At 62.3% G+C, this 17,743-nt stretch carries 17 protein-coding genes; 12 read left to right on the forward strand and 5 right to left on the reverse strand.

Annotated features, from left to right (window positions below; all coding sequences use genetic code 11):
* Positions 1-94 precede the first annotated feature (94 nt).
* The gene (locus AAFG07_RS06010) at positions 95-1,465 is read right to left on the reverse strand and encodes a styrene monooxygenase/indole monooxygenase family protein (RefSeq protein WP_342726423.1); all 1,371 of its coding nucleotides are present in this window, start codon (positions 1,463-1,465) and stop codon (positions 95-97) included.
* Positions 1,466-1,554: 89 nt separating this feature from the next.
* Entirely contained in the window at positions 1,555-2,778 is a 1,224-nt protein-coding gene (locus AAFG07_RS06015; protein ID WP_342726424.1) for an acyl-CoA dehydrogenase family protein, read from the reverse strand.
* A 510-nt stretch (positions 2,779-3,288) separates the two neighbouring features.
* Here AAFG07_RS06015 and AAFG07_RS06020 point away from each other — a divergent pair.
* From AAFG07_RS06020 to sfnG, 7 genes are all read left to right on the forward strand, one after another.
* Positions 3,289-4,710, forward strand: coding sequence for an LLM class flavin-dependent oxidoreductase (locus AAFG07_RS06020; protein WP_342726425.1), 1,422 nt, complete (start codon positions 3,289-3,291; stop codon positions 4,708-4,710).
* A gap of 6 nt (positions 4,711-4,716) precedes the next feature.
* Positions 4,717-5,487 (forward strand): ABC transporter ATP-binding protein, encoded by a 771-nt coding sequence (locus tag AAFG07_RS06025; protein WP_342726426.1) that lies wholly within the window; start codon positions 4,717-4,719, stop codon positions 5,485-5,487.
* Between the two features lie 7 nt (positions 5,488-5,494).
* On the forward strand, positions 5,495-6,376 hold the full coding sequence (locus AAFG07_RS06030; protein ID WP_342726427.1) for a branched-chain amino acid ABC transporter permease: 882 nt from the start codon (positions 5,495-5,497) through the stop codon (positions 6,374-6,376).
* A 3-nt stretch (positions 6,377-6,379) separates the two neighbouring features.
* The gene (locus AAFG07_RS06035; RefSeq protein ID WP_342726428.1) at positions 6,380-7,447 is read left to right on the forward strand and encodes a branched-chain amino acid ABC transporter permease; all 1,068 of its coding nucleotides are present in this window, start codon (positions 6,380-6,382) and stop codon (positions 7,445-7,447) included.
* Between the two features lie 110 nt (positions 7,448-7,557).
* Positions 7,558-8,880, forward strand: a complete 1,323-nt coding sequence (locus AAFG07_RS06040; RefSeq protein WP_342726429.1) for an ABC transporter substrate-binding protein — start codon at positions 7,558-7,560, stop codon at positions 8,878-8,880.
* Between the two features lie 19 nt (positions 8,881-8,899).
* The gene (locus tag AAFG07_RS06045; protein ID WP_342726430.1) at positions 8,900-9,685 is read left to right on the forward strand and encodes an ABC transporter ATP-binding protein; all 786 of its coding nucleotides are present in this window, start codon (positions 8,900-8,902) and stop codon (positions 9,683-9,685) included.
* A 16-nt stretch (positions 9,686-9,701) separates the two neighbouring features.
* The gene (sfnG, locus tag AAFG07_RS06050; protein WP_342726431.1) at positions 9,702-10,787 is read left to right on the forward strand and encodes a dimethylsulfone monooxygenase SfnG; all 1,086 of its coding nucleotides are present in this window, start codon (positions 9,702-9,704) and stop codon (positions 10,785-10,787) included.
* A 51-nt stretch (positions 10,788-10,838) separates the two neighbouring features.
* Here the strand turns inward: sfnG and AAFG07_RS06055 are convergent, their stop codons facing one another.
* Complete coding sequence (locus tag AAFG07_RS06055; protein ID WP_342726432.1) at positions 10,839-10,985, reverse strand: hypothetical protein; 147 nt, start codon at positions 10,983-10,985, stop codon at positions 10,839-10,841.
* Positions 10,986-11,019: 34 nt separating this feature from the next.
* On the opposite strand from AAFG07_RS06055, the gene AAFG07_RS06060 reads away from it, so the two are divergent.
* The 5 genes from AAFG07_RS06060 to AAFG07_RS06080 all read left to right on the forward strand — a co-directional run bounded on the left by AAFG07_RS06060 (position 11,020) and on the right by AAFG07_RS06080 (position 15,289).
* On the forward strand, positions 11,020-12,048 hold the full coding sequence (locus AAFG07_RS06060) for an ABC transporter substrate-binding protein (protein ID WP_342726433.1): 1,029 nt from the start codon (positions 11,020-11,022) through the stop codon (positions 12,046-12,048).
* 10 nt (positions 12,049-12,058) lie between these two features.
* Positions 12,059-13,051: an ABC transporter permease subunit gene (locus AAFG07_RS06065; RefSeq protein WP_342726434.1), complete on the forward strand. Its 993-nt coding sequence runs from the start codon at positions 12,059-12,061 to the stop codon at positions 13,049-13,051.
* Complete coding sequence (locus tag AAFG07_RS06070) at positions 13,051-13,839, forward strand: ABC transporter ATP-binding protein (protein ID WP_342726435.1); 789 nt, start codon at positions 13,051-13,053, stop codon at positions 13,837-13,839. Before AAFG07_RS06065 ends, AAFG07_RS06070 begins: the two co-directional genes overlap by 1 nt.
* A 34-nt stretch (positions 13,840-13,873) precedes the next feature.
* Positions 13,874-14,131 carry a hypothetical protein gene (locus tag AAFG07_RS06075; protein WP_342726436.1) on the forward strand — a complete coding sequence of 86 codons (258 nt, stop codon included), beginning with the start codon at positions 13,874-13,876 and terminating at the stop codon, positions 14,129-14,131.
* Between the two features lie 417 nt (positions 14,132-14,548).
* Positions 14,549-15,289, forward strand: coding sequence for an alpha/beta hydrolase (locus AAFG07_RS06080; RefSeq protein WP_342729065.1), 741 nt, complete (start codon positions 14,549-14,551; stop codon positions 15,287-15,289).
* A 31-nt stretch (positions 15,290-15,320) separates the two neighbouring features.
* Here AAFG07_RS06080 and AAFG07_RS06085 read toward each other — a convergent pair whose 3' ends face one another.
* Positions 15,321-16,931 (reverse strand): ABC transporter substrate-binding protein, encoded by a 1,611-nt coding sequence (locus AAFG07_RS06085; RefSeq protein WP_342726437.1) that lies wholly within the window; start codon positions 16,929-16,931, stop codon positions 15,321-15,323.
* Positions 16,894-17,742: an ABC transporter ATP-binding protein gene (locus AAFG07_RS06090; protein WP_342726438.1), complete on the reverse strand. Its 849-nt coding sequence runs from the start codon at positions 17,740-17,742 to the stop codon at positions 16,894-16,896. The genes AAFG07_RS06085 and AAFG07_RS06090 overlap by 38 nt, the downstream gene beginning before the upstream one ends.
* Position 17,743 lies beyond the last annotated feature (1 nt).

The raw sequence follows: 17,743 nt of genomic DNA on the forward strand, positions 1-17,743 counted from the left end.
GTCATTTCGCCACTGCCACCGGCCGTGACGCAAGCCGCACGATGCGATCTGCCCGGCCTTTGCCCGTCAACCCTTGCGGGACAACGCAGGTCGCTTATGTGGAGACAAGCGAACGCTCGTCGGCCTTAGCTTGCGCAAATTGCGTTGGTGCCTTGAACCTCGCCAGGACAGTCTCGGCGGCCTCGCCCGCCAAATCCGAGATGAACTTGCCGATCTGCTCTCGAGTCTGGATACCAAGCAGTGGCTTTGGCTCTGAGAGAAAATCGAAGAACGCGCTTCCAATCCTTGCGTTGACGGCAGCGGCCGGGAATAACAGCTCGGCATGCGTTGCATATTTTTCGTCACCCAGGAACAGTCGGGTCACTTCCGTTGCGGCCTCGGCGCGATGCTCCCAATGCGAATTGAATTGGTTCTGCAGCCACTCGTAGGTGATCTTGCCCGTGTGCTCCCTGAGCGCCCTTATTAGCAGCACGGATTGAACGACCGCATTCTGCGCTCCCTGACCACCGATCGGATCGAAGGAAACTGCGGCATCGCCGATCGCGGCAACAGGGTGTCCATTTCTCGTGCGGGCAACGGCACGCCGAACGGTCGGAGTGACTGCGCCGAGGAACCATGAGTGCGGGTCCTCATGCAGCGGCTCGAGCTGCTCGACCAACGCCAGATCTTCCGGGAAGTATGTCGCGAACAACTTCACCACGGCGTCGCGCGCGCTCTGGGTATCGGTCGCGGATTTGAACAGGTCGATCCACGGACTGCCTGGCTTAGCGAACCCGATGAAGGCTCGTGTGGCGCCGGCATCCTTGTGCAGGTAGGGGCCAAAAAAAGTTTCACCAAAATCGGCATGGATGGTGAACCAGTTGTGCCTGGCGCCGTCCGAACTGCGATAGGCGAACTGGTGATCGGCGCGATCCGGCCCCTTGAACGTCGCAAGCAGTAGATGCCGCTGCGGCTCCGCGTAGACGGTGCGATCCGGGTCAGCCGGGAACAGCGAGGACAGGCCGCCTTTTCCAGTCGCAACGAGGGTGAGATCGACCTCCGCGGCAATTGCATCGAGATCTTCTGTCGTGACCGTACGCACGACGAATTTGCCGCTTCGCGCGAGGAAGCGACCCAGCCGATCGTCGGCGCGCAGCCGCGTATCGACAGCTTGCGCCCGATAGTTGAACGGACGGTCGAACTCGATGATCGGAGTTCGAGCCTCGCCGGTGCCGGAGAATATCCGAACGCTCATCCCTGTGCTGGTCCCGACATCGTAGAGGTTCTCGATAATCTCGGCATCGTATTCCAGGGATTTGCCGAAGTAGACGGCGGTCCCGGTCGGAGGCACATTGTTGCGTAGCGACGCGCGGTCTCGATCGCTGTATATGGTGACGTCAAACCCGGCGTTGACGAGGCCAAGCCCGGCCGTCGTCCCGGCGAGACCTGCTCCGACAATGGCAACTTTTCGTTTGGTATTGGACACGTGGCTCTCCTGACGAAATTGCTTGTGCCAAGAAGCGAGGCCCGGGCATGCACCGTCTCAACGGGCTAAACTGCAGAGCGCGCAATCTTCTAACGGGTGTGCTGCCTAGCCCGACGAACGCCGGCACTCCATGCATATGGAAGGGCCTCGCCATTCAATTCATGTGCGCCGATTGCGCGAAGCTTGAAGATTGCGGGATTGTGGGAGGCGATGGTGCGTGCGTTGCGCCAGTGCCGATCGATCGCGAGCTTATCGGAACTGAGAGAGGCTCCGCCGACCTCGAAAAGAGCGGTCACGGCGTCGAGAACCAGCTTGATGACGACCACCTGGGCCTCGGCTGCCGCGAGCTCGGAGGCATCGAGCTGCTCAGGGTCTTGGTGGCGACCGTCAAGGGTCCGCGCGAGCTCGTCGACCGCGGCGAGGACGGTCGCTCGTGCGCCGAATGCCGCGCTGATCAGCTGCCCGATGACCTGCTGCACAAGGGGATCATTCCGTGGCAGGTCGGCGACAGCGTGGGAAAAGGTGCGGGTTCGCGCCTTGATCCATTCGGTCGTATCGATGGCCGCGCGTTTTGCGATTCCTGCGAGGGTCGCCAGCAGGATCAACTGAACGTGGGCGGTTCCGAAGACGCGTCCTTCCGATCCATAACCCGGGCCCACAATGCGGTCCGGACCGACGGTTACATCCTTGAACTCGGCCGTGCCGCTCGCGGTTAGTCTCTGGCCGAAGCCGTCCCAGTCGTCCTGAACGTCGACGCCGGGCTGGTTGGCGTCGACAAGAACCGTGACCCGCTTGCCGTCCTGGTCAGCCGCCACGATCAGGTGATCGGCATAGAGGGTGCCGGTCGTGTAATACTTTGTGCCATTGAGACGCAGTGCGGATCCCTCTGACGTCACGGCGGTTCGGTAGCGATCGACCGCGCCAATGCCGGGTTCAGTCACTGCAACACCAAATAATGCGCCGCTTGCGATGGCTTTGAGCCACCGCGCTTTGACTGTCTGATCCGTGTTGAGCCGCAAGTCTTCGACCAGGTTGAAGTGAGCTCTCAACGCCTGAGGCAGGTTGGAATCGGCGGCTGCAAGCCCGATCAGCAGGTCGAAGGTCTGACGAAGAGTTGCGCCAAGTCCCCCGAACTCAACTGGTACGCGCAAGGCCCCGAAGCCTGCCTCCTTCAACAGTCTGATTTCGTCGAATGGCAGTGTGCGGTTTCGTTCGCGCGCGACCGCCCCCGCCGCGATCTTCGCGAAGATCGGTGCAAACCGTGTTTCCAGCTCGTTGTCGCTCGTCGTGGGGTTTGCAACGTGAATGGTCATCGTTCCGCTTCAGCTCGTTCTGACATCAATCTTGGTGCCTTGAAGAATAGTCTGCTCCCGGCTGAGAGCCAGACTGTATTTGCGCTGGATCGAAGACGAACGTTCGGAGCAGTGCGTCGTACGAAGAAAATTCTGCCGTACATCATGATGTCTGATTCTGTGGCGGCGCTATTCGCGCTTCGTCGAAGAGCGGCGAGATGAACGCGACGATGGTCAATTCGAGAGAAGTGTTCTCCGAAGCGAGGCGTGATGCGGTGGATCGCATCGAGATTTGAATGCGTCGGGGCGATTCATTGTCGTGGTCCGTATGAGTGCGCTGCTCAACGTCGCTCGACGGTCACGGATTGGAATTCGTCGAGAGAGATTTTCTCATCTCGCAAATGGCTGCGGCGAAAGATGCGCATCGAAAAATGCCGATAAACGCGATGGACCATCGATCGCTTGTTGTGGCGAGATACCGTCGAAGGAAGCGAGAGCGTCGCAAGTGAGCGATGCAACGGAGAGATGTGCATGGCGCGACAGATTCGGTTCAACGCGTTCGACATGAATTGTGTCGGCCATCAATCTCCCGGTGTCTGGGCGCACCCGCGAGATCGCTCCTATAAGTACAAGGACCTCGACTATTGGCAGGATCTTGGCCGAACGCTGGAACGCGGGATTTTTGACGGCATCTTCATCGCCGATGTCATCGGCTATTATGACGTCTACAAGAATTCTCTGTTCCATGCGCTGGAGCAGGCAGCGCAGATCCCGGTCAATGACCCGTTGCAGCTGGTGGCGCCGATTGCGCTCGCAACCGAGCATCTCGGCATCGGCATCACAGCATCGACCTCATTCGAGCATCCCTACAGCTTCGCCCGCAGGCTCTCCACCGCGGATCATCACAGCAAGGGCCGTGTCGGCTGGAACATCGTGACCTCGTATCTGGAGAGCGGGGCGAAGAATATCGGCCAGGGCGGGCTGCGCCGCCACGACAATCGGTACGAGGTCGCGACCGAATATGTCGAAGTCCTCTACAAGTTGCTCGAGGGAAGCTGGGAGGAGGGGGCCGTTCTGCGCGATGCCGGGAAGCGGATCTTCACCGACCCTTCGAAGGTTCATGAGATCGGGCACAAGGGAAAATACTTCGATGTGCCGGGTTATCATCTTTGCGAGCCGTCGCCGCAGCGGACGCCGCTGCTCTACCAGGCGGGTGCGTCGGGCCCGGGTAAGGCCTTCGCGGCTCAGCACGCGGAATGCGTGTTTGTCGCCGCCCCGATCAAGCCGGTTCTGAAATCCTACGTCGCCGAGGTGCGGCGGCAGGCGGCTGAAGCCGGCCGCGATCCACGCAAGATCCTGATCTACAACCTGGTCACGGTGATCGTCGATGAAACCGACGCCAAGGCGGAGGCGAAGTTCAGGGAGTATCAGCAATACGCCTCCTATGATGGCGCGCTGGTGTTCATGTCGGGCTGGAGCGGCATCGATTTCGGGCAGTATGCGCCGACCGATCTGGTCAAGAAGGTCGAGACCAACGCGATCGTGTCTGTCGTCGATCATCTCGCCAGCGGCAGCAAGTCCTGGACCATCGAGGAACTGGCGCGCTGGGGCGGCATTGGCGGCCTTGGCCCGGTGTTCGTCGGCTCGCCATCGACAATTGCCGACATCCTGCAGGAGTGGGTCGAGGAGACCGACGTCGACGGCTTCAACCTTGCCTATGCGGTGACGCCTGAGACCTTCGAGGACGTGGTCAATCTGCTGGTGCCGGAGCTACAGAAGCGCGGCGTCTATCCGACGGGCTATCGTCCGGGGACGCTGCGCGAGAAGCTGTTCGGGGAGGGGCCATATCTGCCGTCCAGCCATCCTGCCGCGGCCTATCGCGACATCGAGGCGGTCAAGCGTCGGGCCGCCCAGGCGGCCGGTGTGGCCGGGCGACAGCCGGTCGAGGCCTGAGGCGCGATGTCCGGACCGGTCCTGCAACTCCGCGACGTCTCCTTGTCGTTTCAGCGCATCAAGGCGCTCAACGCGCTGAGCTTCGAGGTTGCGCGTGGCGAAATCTGCGCGCTGATAGGTCCGAACGGGGCCGGCAAGAGCTCGCTGCTCAACATCATCAACGGGGTGTATCGGGCCGACAGCGGCAGCGTCACGTTCAACGGCGAGCAGTTCATCCGGATTCGCCCGGCGCATGCCGCGCATCTGGGCGTGGGCCGGACCTTCCAGCATAACGCGCTGTTCCGTCACTTAAGCGTTCTCGACAATGTGCTGGCCGGACTGATCAGGCATTCCCGAACGACGCTCCTCGAGCACGCCTTTGGCGTAGGCCGGGATCGGCGCGAGACCCGCGAGTTCAAGCGCCGTGCGGACGAGATCATCGCGTTCCTGGACCTGACCAGGCATCGCGACACGGTGGTGGCGACGCTTCCCTATGGCGTTCAGAAGCGGGTCGATCTCGCACGCGCATTGGTCGGCCGCCCGAGCCTGCTGTTGCTGGACGAGCCGATGGCCGGAATGAACCAGGATGAGAAGCACGAGATGAGCCGCCTGATCGTCGAGACCAATGCAAGCCTTGGCACCACCATCGTGCTCATCGAGCACGACATGAGTGTCGTGATGGGGCTCTCGCATCACGTGGTCGTGCTCGACTACGGCCGCAAGGTCGGCGACGGCTCTCCGGAAGAGGTGCGCAAGAATCCGGACGTAATCTCGGCCTATCTCGGCACGGCGCATTGAGGTCGAGATGAGCTTCTTCATCGAAACGCTGGTCGGCGGCCTGCTCGCGGGCGTGATGTACTCGCTGGTTGCGATCGGCTTCGTGCTGGTCTTCAAGGCCTCCGGTGTTTTCAACTTCGCGCAGGGGTCGATGGTGCTGTGCGCCGCGCTGACCTTCGTGACCCTGCGCGACAAGGGAATCGATTTCTGGTTCGCCGCGCTGATCACGCTGGCGGTGATGGTTCTGATTGCGATCACGGTCGAGCGCGTCGTGTTGCGACCGCTGGTCAATCGTCCACAGATCACGCTGTTCATGGCGACGCTCGGGGTGTCCTTCGTGATCGAGGGTCTCGCACAGATTGTGATGGGTGCGAGCGTGCACGAGCTCGATCTCGGCATCGTCGATACGCCGATCGAAATCGGCGGAGTTCAGGTCAGCCAGTTCGACCTCGTTGCGGCAGGCACCGCCGGCGTTCTCGTGCTCGCGCTCTCGATCTTCTTCAACAAGACCCGCGTCGGGATCGCACTGCGCGCGATCGCGGATGATCCGCAGGCTGCACTCTCGATCGGCATCCGGTTGCAAACCCTGTGGCAGATCGTTTGGGGTGTCGCAGGCTTCGTGTCGCTGGTTGCGGGCCTCTTGTGGGGCGCGCGCCAGGGAGTTCAGTTCGCACTCACACTCGTGGTGCTCAAGGCCCTGCCGGTGCTCATCATCGGCGGATTTACCTCGATCACGGGCGCGATCGTCGGCGGCCTGATCGTCGGTGCGGGCGACAGCCTGGCGGAAATCTATCTCGGAAGCCTGTTGGGCGGCAGTGTCTCGACCTGGTTTTCGTATGTGTTGGCGGTCGCCTTTCTCCTGGTCCGGCCGGCTGGACTGTTCGGCGAAGCGCCGATCGAAAGGATTTGATGCATGTCAACGATCGGCACGGAAGCCATCGAAGGGTTCACCCCGTCGCGTGAGACCGCGCAGAGCGCGCGTGACCGGCTGCGCGCAGGCTCGCTTGTGGTGTTGCTCACCGCACTCGCGGGCATTCCGCTGGTGGCGAACGATTACTGGCTCAACGCCGTCCTTATCCCGTTCCTGATCATGTCGCTCACGGCGCTGGGGCTGAACCTGCTGATGGGCTATGCGGGACAGGCCTCGCTCGGCAGTGGCGGGTTCATGTCGGTCGGCGCGTACGCGACCTACAATCTGCTGCTGCGACTGCCGGAGCTGCCGCTGCCGGTCAGCCTGCTGCTCGGGGGTATCATTTCGGGGCTTGTGGGAGTCGTCGCGGGGCTGCCGAGCCTGCGGATCAAGGGCTTCTACCTCGTCGCATCGACGCTGGCGACCCAGTTCCTGCTCGAATGGCTGTTCAATCAATATGGCTGGTTCTCGAATTACTCGACCTCGAGCTCGATCTCGGCGCCGCGGCTCGCGCTTCTCGGCCATGATCTCTCGAGCCCGACCGGTCGCTATCTCCTGACCCTCGCCACCGTGGTGGTCGTGACGGCCGTTGCGGCGCGGCTGGTTCGCAGCCAGACCGGCCGGACCTGGATGGCGATCCGTGACATGGACACCGCGGCTTCGGTGATCGGCATTCCCGTATCCGCCGGAAAGCTGAAGGCGTTCTTCGTGAGCTCGCTGGTGATCGGGATTGCCGGTGCGCTTTGGGCCTTTGCCTATCTTGGCACCGTCGATGCACGCAGCTTCAACCTGGACCGGTCGTTCCAGGTGATGTTTGCGATCATCATCGGCGGCATGGGCAGCATCCGTGGCAATTTTCTCGGCGCCGCCTTCATGATCTTCCTGCCGATCCTGCTCGATCATCTCGGGGGCGGGGTGTTCGGTGGTGCGGTCGATCCCGGACAACTCGAGAACTTTCAGAAGGCGCTGTTCGGTGCGTTGATCGTCTGGTTCCTGATCAAGGAGCCGCGGGGCCTTGCAGCATTGCTGTCGCGAGCGTGGACGCAGCTGGTCTCGCGGATCAACCGTTAGCAAACGACGAAACTTGTCGTGCGTGGGTGTGAACCGCGCGCACGATCGAACGTGAATTCTGCAGTCAAATGGAGGGTAAGCAGATGTCTTTGTGGAAACAGAAGCGGCTCATGAGCAGGGCGGTCGGCCTGGCGGCGCTCGCTCTGTCGGCGGTGGCCGGCACCAGCGTCTCGGCGGAAGAAGCAAAAACGCAATACTTCCCGCTCGCGACCTTCCGGGTCGGCGCCTATGCGTCGAGCGGCATTCCGGTCTGGGCGGGCGAGATCGACTATTTCCGCTACATCAACGAGGTCGAAGGCGGCATCAACGGAATCAAGCTCGTCTGGGACGAGTGCGAGACCAATTGGGAAGTCGAGAAGGGCGTTGAATGCTATGAACGCGTGAAGGCCGGCAAGAACGGATCACTGGTTCCGATCTTCCTGCCGCACGGCGATCCGATCTCGAAGGCGCTGACCGAAAAATCGGTGGCCGACAAGATTCCGCTGGTCACGATCGCTTACGGCCGCACGGAAGCAATTGACGGACGCGTCTTCCCCTACAGCTTCCCCGTCGTCTTCAGCTTCTGGAGCGAAGCCTCGTCGGCGGTCAATTTCATCGCGGAGAAGGTCGGCGGCAAGGACAAGCTGAAGGGTCTCAAGATCGCGACCGTCTATCACGATTCACCTTACGGCAAGGAAACCCAGGTCCCGCTCGCCCATCTTGCGAAGACCTACGGCTTCGAGGACATCCAGATCCCGGTGCCGCATCCCGGCAATGAGCAGTCGGCGCAATGGGCCAAGATCCGCCAGCTCAAGCCGGACTGGGTGTTCTTGCGCGGCTGGGGCGTGATGACGCCGGTCGCAATCAAGACAGCGGCCAAGGTGGGCTTCCCGGTCGATCATATCATCGGCGGCATCTGGTCGGGCTCTGAGGAGGACGTCCGTCCTGCCGGCGCGGTCGGCAAGGGCTATCTTGCGATTACGCCATTCCCTGCGGGCGCCAATTTCGAGATCCATCAGAAGCTGAAGAAGTACATCCTCGACAAGGGGCTGAGCGATCTCAAGGATCCCAAGAGCTTCGGCTCGGTCTACTACAATTCCGGCGTCGACGAGGCGATCATTGCGGTCGAGGCGATCCGGACTGCGCAGGCGCATTTTGGCGTGCGGCCGATCAATGGCGAGGAGGCGCAGTGGGGCCTCGAACATCTCGATCTCTCCGAGAAGCGTCTCGCGGAAATCGGCGCCACGGGCCTGCAGCAGCCGCTGAAGCTCTCGGCCAAGGACCACGAGGGCGGCGGTGCCGGCAAGGTGCTGCAATGGGACGGTGAGAAGTGGAACGTGGTGTCGAACGGCTGGGTGAAGTCCGATCGGGACCTGTTGCTGCCGCTGATCTACGAGCGTGCCGCCGCCTATGCCCGGGAAAAGGGCATCACGCCGCGCGACGCGACCAACTGACGTCGCCTGAGGGATCGCTATGACCACGTCTTCGTTTCTCGAGGTCGACAACATCGAGGTCCTCTACGGTCATGCGATCCTGGCCCTGCGCGGCGTGTCGCTCAGGGTCGAGCAGAGATCGATCGTTGCTCTTCTCGGCGCCAATGGCGCCGGGAAGACCTCGACCTTGAAGGCCATCTCCAACCTGCTTGGGTCCGAACGCGGTCACTTGAGCCGGGGCGCGATCACATGGCGCGGCGAAGCGACGAGCCGGCTCGACCCGGCCGATCTCGTTGCCAGGGGCGTGGTCCAGGTTCTCGAAGGTCGTCATGTCTTTCCCCAGCTCACGGTCGAGGAGAATCTGCTCAGCGGCGGGTTCGTGCGTCGGCCGAGCCGTCGTGCGCTCGCCGACGATCTTGAGCGCGTCTACACCTGGTTTCCGCGGCTCAAGCAACGCCGCAGCGCGCGTTGCGGCCTGACGTCGGGCGGCGAGCAGCAAATGGTCGCGATCGGGCGCGCGCTGATGACGCATCCGACTCTCGTGCTGCTTGACGAGCCTTCGATGGGGCTCGCACCGATCATCGTGGAGGAGATCTTCCACATCATCCGCGATCTCAACAGGAACGAGGGGGTCAGCTTTCTGCTGGCCGAGCAGAACGCGCATCTCGTGCTTCAGTTTGCCGATCACGGCTACATTCTCGAGAACGGCAGGGTCGCCGCGTCAGGCACTGCGGCCGAGCTCGCCGAACGCGACGACGTTGCAGAATTCTATCTTGGCGCCGTATCGGCCGGAACGGCTGCCTCCCTTCAAACCCCGGTCGTCTGAACAGGAGCGACGCGTCTTGACCATTCGTTTCGGATATTGGATGCCGCTCGGCAGCGGCGGCTTCGTCATCAGCAACGTTCCCCAGCGGACCGATTGGACGCTTGACTACAATGCCTCCCTCGCGCGCGAGGCCGAAGAGCTCGGTTTCGAATATGGCCTCGCGCCGGCGCGCTTCATTGCAAGTCATGGCTGGGAGCTGCAGCAGGAAGCCATCACCTGCACGGCGGTGCTTTCGGCCCAGACCAAGCGGCTGAAACTCATCAGCGCGATCCACACCGGCTTCTGGCATCCGGCGATGATCGCCAAGGTGGGCGCCACGATCGACGTCTATTCGAAAGGCCGGTTTGCCATCAACATCTTAACCGGCTGGTTCAAGGATGAGTTCCGCGCCTTTGGGGAGCCCTGGCTGGAACATGACGAACGCTACCGTCGTTCGGAAGAGTTCATCCAGGTTCTCAAGGGGCTCTGGACGCAGGACAGGTTCACTTTCAAAGGCGACTTTTACAGCATCAACGACGCTTGGTTGAAGCCGCGCCCGATCTCGCAGCCCTATCCGGAGATTTTCCAGGGCGGCAATTCCAAGGCCGCGCGGCGGATGGCTGCGAAATATTCGGATTGGTACTTCCTCAACGGCACGACGGTCGAGGGTGCCAAGCAGCAGATCGACGAGGTCCGCGCGCTCGCCAAGGCAGAGGGGCGCACCGTCAAGTTCGGGCTCAACGGCTTCATCATCCAGCGGCCGACCGAGCGGGAAGCGCTTGAGCAGCTCGAGGCGATTGTCGCAGGCGCAGACCCCGAGATCGTGCAGGCCTTCGCCGAACAGGTGAAGCAGGCCGGCGCATCGACTGCGGACAAGATCGGGATGTGGGCGGATTCGAGCCATGCCAATCTGGTTCAGCCCAATGACGGCTTCAAGACCCGTCTGTTCGGCCCTCCCGAGCTGATCGCCGAGCGCATCCGAGCCTATGAGGCCATCGGTGTCGACATGATCCTCTGCGCCTTCCTGAACTTCACAGACGAACTGCCAGCGTTCGGTCGCGAGGTGATTCCACTCTTGAACCCGGCCAAAGCCTACAGAGCCCATGAGCCTGAACCGGCTTGAGGCGGCCGCAGCGGAATGTGGAAAAGGAATGAGCTGCGACCGTATGCGAATTCAAAACAAAGCGCGCGCAAAGTGAACGATCAGCAGCGCGCCCGTCGCTATTTTCGCAGCTTGCTCGACACATCGGAACTGACGACGCATCATCATCACGCATCGACGGACACCGAGCCGGTCGTTGTAACGGTTCTCGTTGATCAACTTTGAATCATCAGATTGGGACTGGAGCTTCGAAATGAGCAAATCGGAACGACGTCACAAGGTCAGCCGGCGTACCTTCCTGCGGGCAACGGGTGCTGCGGGGCTCGTGGCATCCGGCGGCATCGCGGCGAGCAACGTCTATTCGCCGGCGATCGCCAGTCCGGCGCCGAAAATCAGGTTAGCTTGGACCGAGGTGGCCGCCTGCCACTCGCCGCTTGGCTTCGGCCTGGCCAAGGGGATCTATGCCAAGCATAACGTCGACGTTGAGCTGTTTTACCAGGGAGCGAGCGGCCAGACATTGATTCAAGCACTGGCGACAGGCAAGGCGGACGCCGGCGCCGGCCTGATCGGCGACTGGCTGAAGCCGCTGGAGCAGGGATTCGATGTCAAGCTATTCGTCGGCTCACACGGCGGATGCCAGCGCCTGCTGGCCTCGCAGGCGTCGGGGATCAAGGATATTGCGGGTCTCAAAGGCAAGACGATTGCGAGCTATGATGTGGTTTCGCCGCCGAAAGTGGCCTTCCAGGTGACGCTCGCGAAGGCGGGCATCGATCCGGAGACCGACGTCACGTGGAAGGTCGTGCCGTTCGATCTGGTCGGCGAAGCCGTCAATCGCGGCGAGGCTGACGTCGCGGCTCATCTCGATCCCTGGGCCTACTCGATCGAGAAGAAGTTCAACTTCGTCAAGATCGCCGATACCCAGACCGGCGTCTATCAAGGCCATACCTGCTGTGTGCTCGGCGCCAACGGCCCCTTTCTGAACGCTAACAAGGACGCGCTGCGGCGGCTTGCGGAGGCCAATATCGAGGTCCACGAATACACTGCGAACCATCCCGATGAGGTGGCGGCCTGGTATCTCGAAACACTGAAGCCTGCGGGTTTGACGCTTGCCGAGCTCACCGAAATTCTCGGAACTCTGGTCTATCACGATCATCCGATCGGGCAGCCACTGGTCGATCAGATCAGGGTGACGGCGGAGGACCTCAAGCTCGTCAAGGTGCTGGACGCCTCGACGGATCCGAAGGCCTTCGCCGAGCGGGTCACCGTGAACCTGCTCGGCTGAGATTGGCACAATGAGCGAGGCGCAAGCGCTCGACGGCGCAGCCCAGGCGCAGCTGACATCGTTTCGTCGGCTGTGGCGCGACGGCTTGTTCGCCGCGCTCTCCTGGGGGGCGGCTGCACTGGTGACCATCGGGCTGCCCGACGTCGTTCCCTGGGGAAGTGCCGGTCTGTTCGCAGCGATCACCGGCGCACTTGCTGTGCTCTTCGTCCTACTGTCTCCGGTCGTCTACCGGCTCGGGCGCGCTGGCGAGGTCATGATCCATTACGGCCCATGGCTCGTCGCAATCGGCGTCTGGCTTGCCCTTTGGGAGCTCTCCACCGCAAAGTTCGGTTGGCTGCCGAAGCCGTTCTTCTCTCCGCCACACGGGCTGCTCAACGTCTATGTGGCGGACGGAACGCGCCTGTTGATCTGTGTCGGCTATACGCTGAGATTGTGGTCGCTCGGTTTCCTGTCGGGCGTGGCGGTCGGCTACGCCACCGGCGTGGCGCTAGGTTGGTCGAAACGATTCAGCTATTGGGGCATGCCCTTCCTCAAACTGATCGGGCCTGTGCCCGCGACGGCCTGGATTCCCTGCACATTCTACTTCTTCCCGACCACGTTTGGAGCAAGCGTCTTCATCGTTGCTCTGGCGTCCGGCATTCCGGTTGCGATCCTGACCGCGTCGGGCGTCGGTTCGGTCAACCGTTCTTTCTACGACGTGGGGAGAGTTCTGGGTGCTGACAATCGCTATTTGATCCGACGGGTCGCAATACCCGCGTCGCTGCCCCACGTCTTCGTCGGCCTTTTCATGGCGCTCTATTACTCCTTTGCGGTGCTGGTCGTAGCGGAAATGCTCGGCGCGAAATACGGCCTCGGCTGGTACATCCAGTTCCAGACGGCCTATTCCGGCTACGCCAACGTCTATGCCGCCTTGATCATCATGGCTGCGCTCTGCGCCGGCATCGTTCGCCTGCTGTTCGTCGTTCGCGACCGCCTGCTGCGCTGGCAGGAGGGATTCATCTGATGCCGAGCGTCCCGCTTGCCCCCAGGAGTCCCGAACTCGTGAGCTCCGGGATCGATATTCGGGCGGTAAGTCATCAGTTCAGCCTGTCCGGTTCGAAGCTGCCGGTCATCGATGCGATCGATTTCAGCGCCGTGCCCGGAGAATTTGTCGCGTTGTTGGGGCCGTCGGGCTGCGGCAAGTCGACCTTGCTTCGCTTGACCGCCGGTCTCGAGTTGCCGAGCAACGGCTCGATCCTCGCCGACGGCCTGCCCGTGATACGCCCCGATCCGTCGCGCATTCTGGTCTTCCAGGATCCGACCCTGTTTCCTTGGACAACGGTCTGGAAGAATGTGGCGACCGGCCTGGAGGCACGAGGGGTGCTCAAGCAGTCCCACGCGCGGGTGGACGCCGCCCTGTCGCTCGTCGGTCTCAGCGAATTCGCTGCGGCCTATCCGCATCAACTCTCGGGTGGCATGGCCCAGCGCGCGTCGCTGGCTCGGGCGCTCGTCAACGATCCGAAACTGCTGCTGCTCGACGAGCCCTTGGGCAAGCTTGACTCGCTCACGCGGCTGACGCTGCAGGCCGAACTGGTCCGCCTATGGCAGCGTAACGGCTTTACCGCGATCCTCGTCACGCATGACGTCGAGGAGGCGCTGCTGCTGTCGTCGCGCATCGTCGTCCTGAGCGAGCGGCCCGCCCGCGTCAAGGCCGAGTTCCAGTTCGGCAAGCCTTATCCGCGGCATCGTGACGATCCTGAGCTCGTCGCGCTACGGCGGAGAATCCTCGATACACTCGGCCTTGCGACCTGAGGTGAGGCCGATGCGGCATGCACGAGCTTGTCTGGTGCTGGGCATCGGCGTTGTCGTGCTCGCAGTGCTCTGGTGGTGGATCACATATCGTGATGTGGTCGGCTATGCCTATTTGTCGACGCGCGAAGCGGGCTTTTGCCTAGTCGGCCGCTCGGATCTTTGCGATTTGGCGCGGGCGCTCTGCCGCGGGACGCATCCCGCGATTGCGCTGGGTTACTGGTGGGGCACGTTCTGGATCGGTGTGGCAATCGCTTCGCTGAGCCTGGCATTGCCAGCACAGCGGCAGTCGTGATGGCCTCCACCTCGCTTGTTGGACCCGATCGATTCATGAACGATGCGGGTCGCGCCTTCCAGCTGCGCGCGAACGAAGGGATGACGCGTTCGCGCATCCGTACGCGGACTACCGCAAGAGGCGATCGAGGCGTTGCAGGAGATTGCGGCGTCCGTGAACGGAGCATCGATCGCTGAACGGTTGCGCGCTCGTCTGGCCGTTCCCACCGTCGGATCTCTGGCGGAGCGTGTGAGGGTCGACTAACAAGGCAGCTGTCGAACGATGAAGGACGGCTGCCATGTTTGAAGGATTCGAGCGCCACGATGTCGAGACCGAAGGTGCGACGATCGCCTCGTTCGTAGGCGGGAGCGGTCCTCCCTTGCTTCTGCTCCACGGGTACCGCAGACCCACGTCGCCTGGCATCGTATCGCCCCGGTCCTGGCGCGCGACTACACCGCGGTCGCCACTGATCTGCGGGGATATGGCGACAGCCGCGGTCCGCAGCACGTCGATGCATCGGCTTACTCCAAGCGGACGATGGCGCGCGACCAGCTCGCGGTCATGAAGCAGTTCGGCTTCGATCGCTTCGCCGTCATCGGGCACGACCGCGGCGCGCGAGTCGGGTATCGGTTGGCGCTGGACCATCCAGGAGCGGTGCAGGCTTTCGTATCGCTGACAGTGATCCCGACCGGCGAGGTGTGGGCGCGCACCGGCAAGGATTTTGCGCTCGGCGCCTATCACTGGCTGCTGTTCGCGCAGCCCTATGACCTGCCCGAACGGCTGTTGAGCGGCGATCCCGATTTCTTCCTGGACTGGACGTTGCGAAGAATGGCCGGGGATCTCGTTGCCCTGTCGGATGAGGCCCGCGACGCCTATCGCGAAGCATTTCGCCGGCCCGAGGTGCGACACGCGATGATGCAGGACTATCGCTCCGGCGCGAGTCTCGATCACGAGCATGATCTTGCCGATCGCGCCGCCGGGCGAATCCTCGATTGTCCTGTGCTGGTGCTGTGGGAGCAGGGCCGGTTTGGCGAGACGGATACCCCGCTCCAGATATGGAGGAGCTGGGCTGTCGATGTCGATGGCTGGGCTATTCCGGGCGGCCATCTTCAACCGGAAGAGCAGCCTGACGCCGTGCTCGACGCCGTCAGTTCATTTCTCGCACGCAAGCTCGGGTGACTGAGCGAATGCATTGATCGAGGTGCCGGGATCACCGGTCGAGCCAGGCGTCGGAAAAATCCCCTGCGGTGAGGTCGACGCTGTTGTAAAGATTGCGCACGCGCGCATTGCTGACGAGGGTTGTCTCCAGCGCTACCAGTGGCAAGGCTGGCAGGTCGTCACTGGCGATCTTTTGGATCTGCCGGAATTGATCCGCGCGCCGCGCTTCGTCACGTTCCGTGGCCGCTTGCCGGAACAGCTCATCAACCGTCGGGTTATTGTAGTGGGCCGCATTGACATAGGGCAGTGGGTGCTTGATTCCGTCGGACCAGTAGATCCGCTGCACGCCGACCGTCGGGTCGAACAGCAGGCCGAGCCCGTTGAGGTTGATGTCGAAATCACGGTCGTAATAGACCCGCTTGATAAAGGTACCGAGATCGCCGTCGAGAATGTCGACGCGGATGCCGGCACGGCCGAGGGCGGACCGCAGGTAGCCGGCAGTCGCCTTGAATGCCGCCCCCGGAATGAAGGTCAGCTTCAGTGCAAACCGGATGCCGCCGCTTCCGCGCTTTAATCCCGCCTCATCGAGAAGGCGATTGGCCTCGTCGAGATTGAAGGGATGGTCGAAGCTCATCGGGTCGAAATAGGATGAAAGCACTTCGGGAATCGGCGAGCGGATCCGGCTGGCATAGCCGTAATAGATCCACTGCCGGATGAAATCGCTATCGATCGTGCGCGCGATGGCGTGCCGCACGGTGCGTTGGACGAGGTATTGGTTGTCGAGGCTGAACTCCAGCACGGCGGCGTTGTTGAGATAGGCGTCTCGCTGCGACGAGACGATGAGCTTTCCACCCTCTGCCAGCCGTTTCACATCGCCGAGGGAAATGCTGCCGCTGATGTCGGCTTCTCCCGTTTCAAGCGCCGTGGAGGCCGCGGCCGGATCACCAACGAACTTGACCACCACTCGATCCAGAAAGGGCCGCTCGGGCCGCCAATATTGTGGGTTCCGGCGCAGGCTGACGTGGCTGCCGCGCTTCCATTCCTCGAAGATGAATGGACCGGTTCCGATCGGTGCGTTGTTGTTGGGGCTGCCGTCGAGATTATCGGGCTGATAGGCGTGACGCGGAACGATCGGCGATTCCGCAGCCGCGAGCGCCTTCAGGAAGTAGGGTGTCGGCTTCGACAGCTTCACCACGGCGGTGAGCGCATCAGGCGTTTCGACACGATCGAGATTGGCGAAGCTGATCCGGCCGCGCGGCCCGACCTTTTGCAGCGCTTGCAGCGAAAACTGGACGTCGGCGGACGTGAAGTCGGCGCCATCGTGCCATTTGACGCCGGGACGCAAAGTGAAGGCATATTCGAGTCCGTCTGCACTCGACTTCCAGGCCGTCGCCAGAAGCGGACGCGGTGTGAAGTCTGCATCGTAAGCCAGCAGACCCTCGGTGATTTTGGTGCTGATATTGCGGGTCTGTGTGTTGGTGTCGAGCAAGGGAACGAGCGTTCGCGGTTCTCCCTGCGTGACGACGGTCAGCGTCCCGCCGCGCCGCGCTTCGGCCGCGAGCGCAGGCGAGCCGGCGAGCGGCAGCGCGAGCGCGCCGGCCCCCGCCTTCAGGACATTTCGCCGATCAATGAGACTGCGGATACGATCGTAAGTCGTCATCATGTGGCAAGCTTTCCGTTGTTGCGTGCTGAGGGCGTGCGGCCTGCTCGCGCAGTGTCGCCAGGATCGACCGTTTCAGCTCGCCGAACGTGGGCGTCGCGATGATCTCCTGATAGGCGCGCGGCCGCGGATAGGGGACGACGATCTCTTCGACGATCCGGCCAGGGCGGCCGCTCATGATGGCGATGCGGTCCGACAGGAACAGCGCTTCTTCGATGTCGTGCGTGACGAACAGGACGGTGGAGCGGCGCTGCTCGCGCGCGGCCAACAGCAGCTCTTGCATCGCGAGTCGAGTCTGGGCATCCAGAGCCCCGAATGGCTCGTCCATCAAGAGGAGCAGCGGCTGCGATATCCAGGCGCGGGCGATCGCGACGCGCTGGCGCATTCCACCGGACAGCTCATAGACGGCATGATGCTCGAAGCCGCGCAGGCCCATCATCTCGATCAGCTCTTGCGCCCGTGGCCGATATTCGGACGCCGGGCGCCCGGCCAGACGCGATGCGAAGGTGATGTTGTCGATGACAGACAACCATGGGAACAGCGTCGCTTCCTGAAACACGATGCCGCGATCGGGGGACGGGCGTCCGACCGGCTTGCCATCGATCGTCACGCAGCCGTGCGTGGGTTGTTCGAAACCCGCCAGCAGGTCGAGCACGGTTGATTTACCGCAGCCGCTGGGTCCGAGCAGGCACACGAATTCGCCTTCCGCAACGCCAAGCGAAAGTCCGTCGAGCGCGACGGTCTTGCGTCGGCCGCGCTGGTCTTCGAAGCGCTTCTCGACATCTTCAAGCACGATCAGTGGAGAGGTCGTCATC

It is taken from the genome of Bradyrhizobium sp. B097 (genome assembly GCF_038957035.1).
In the GTDB taxonomy this organism is placed as follows: Bacteria; Pseudomonadota; Alphaproteobacteria; order Rhizobiales; family Xanthobacteraceae; genus Bradyrhizobium.